Annotated in this window: 2 protein-coding genes; one reads left to right on the top strand and one right to left on the bottom strand. The window is 67.7% G+C overall.

Going from position 1 to position 1,534, the window contains the following annotated elements:
- Positions 1-48 precede the first annotated feature (48 nt).
- Positions 49-923 (top strand): IS5 family transposase gene (locus E2651_RS43130; RefSeq protein ID WP_245239560.1). Its coding sequence is split into 2 segments (ribosomal slippage): positions 49-439 and positions 439-923, totalling 876 coding nucleotides; the frame shifts between segments, so codons are not numbered across the junction.
- Between the two features lie 31 nt (positions 924-954).
- On the opposite strand, the gene E2651_RS43125 is transcribed toward E2651_RS43130, so the two are convergent.
- Complete coding sequence (locus E2651_RS43125; RefSeq protein WP_135336717.1) at positions 955-1,398, bottom strand: nuclear transport factor 2 family protein; 444 nt, start codon at positions 1,396-1,398, stop codon at positions 955-957.
- Positions 1,399-1,534: the final 136 nt, after the last annotated feature.

Raw genomic sequence — 1,534 nt, 5'->3', positions numbered from 1 at the left:
CTAGGGCGCGTATCGAAAGCGGATCTTGAGGTGAGATGATCTTGCTTCGTGGCACGTGGAGATCTGACGGATACGCAGTGGGCCCGCCTGGAGCCGTTGTTGCCCCGGGGCAAGAAGCCGGGCCGTCCGCCGATATGGACCAGGCGCCAGCTGATCGACGGCATACGGTTTCGCACCCGCACGGGTGTGCCGTGGCGGGACGTGCCGGACCGGTACGGGCCCTGGGCCCGGGTGTACGACCTCTTCCGCCGCTGGCAGCGGGACGGCACCTGGCAGCGGATCTTCAACGCTCTGCAGGCCCAGGCCGACGCCAAGGAACTCATCACCTGGGACCTCAACATCGACTCCACCGTGTGCCGGGCCCACCAGCACGCCGCCGGGGCGAGGAAAAGGGGGACCTCCAGGCCGAGCCGCCCGGCGGTATCACCGTCGAGCCGGACGACCACGGTCTCGGACGCTCGCGCGGCGGCCTGACCACCAAGCTGCACCTGGCCGTCGAGCAGGGGCAAAAGCCCATGTCCATCGTGATCACCGCCGGACAGCGCGGCGACTCCCCCCAATTCGAGTCCGTCCTGAAGAGAGTCCGCGTCGCCCGCCCGGGTTCCGGCCGCCCGCGCACCCGGCCCGACCGGGTCCGCGCCGACAAGGCGTACGCCTCACGCAAGAACCGCGCCTACCTGCGCCGACGCGGCATCCGCTGCACCATCCCGGACAAGGCCGACCAGGCCCGCAACCGCAAGAAGCTCGGCTCTCGCGGCGGTCGGCCACCCACATTCGACGCCGAGGACTACAAGGCTCGGCACGCGGTCGAGTGCGGCATTAATCGCCTCAAAAGGCACCGTGCTGTGGCCACGAGATACGACAAGCTCGCGGTCCGCTACGAGGCCACGGTCCTCATCGCAGCCATCAACGAGTGGCTGTGACCAACATCTTCACGATCGCCCTGGTGGCCCCTCACCGATTGTCGGCCTCGAATGCCTGGGCGACGGCGAGGCTGTCCTCGTAGACATGGTGCCGGGTGACAAGGCCATCTTCGACGGTGAGATGCAGAGCGAACCGCGCGTGATACGCACGTCCGGTGGGCCGGGCGGTCTGACGGATCTCACCGAGCACGACCGCGTCGTTTCCGTCGACGAGGATGCGCTCGACCTCCGTCGCCACGTCCTCCGCCACGTGGTACTCGGCAAGCTCGCGATAGTGGGCGGCCGCGTCGGCCCGCGAGGACCGGTGACGGATCCACGGCGTGGCAGTACGGCCGTGCTCGGCCTCCGGCCAGTCGAGCTTCCAATCGCCCTGCTCGGCATACATCTCGGCGATGTGCTCGGGGTCGCCCTCGGCGATCCTGCGCAGCAACTCCTCCACCACAGTGCGCGTGTTCGTAAGTGCGGCTATGGACATGGCTGGCCTCTCCGTCCTGGTCCGCGTCCTGCGACGCGGAGAGATCGCCAATCCTGCCTGTGCAGGCACGCCGAGACGATTACCTGCGAAGTAAGGCGAGCCCATCACCAAGATCTACTTTCGATACGCGCCCTAG

The organism is Streptomyces sp. MZ04 (assembly GCF_004684775.1).
GTDB lineage: Bacteria > Actinomycetota > Actinomycetes > Streptomycetales > Streptomycetaceae > Streptomyces.
Note: the sequence above shows the minus strand (reverse complement) of the source record. Positions and strands in the feature narration are given on the sequence as shown.

Coding starts and splice junctions, on each gene's coding strand:
- E2651_RS43125 (WP_135336717.1), bottom strand. CDS start 1,398: ATGTCCATAGCCGCACTTACGAACACGCGCACTGTGGTGGAGGAGTTG.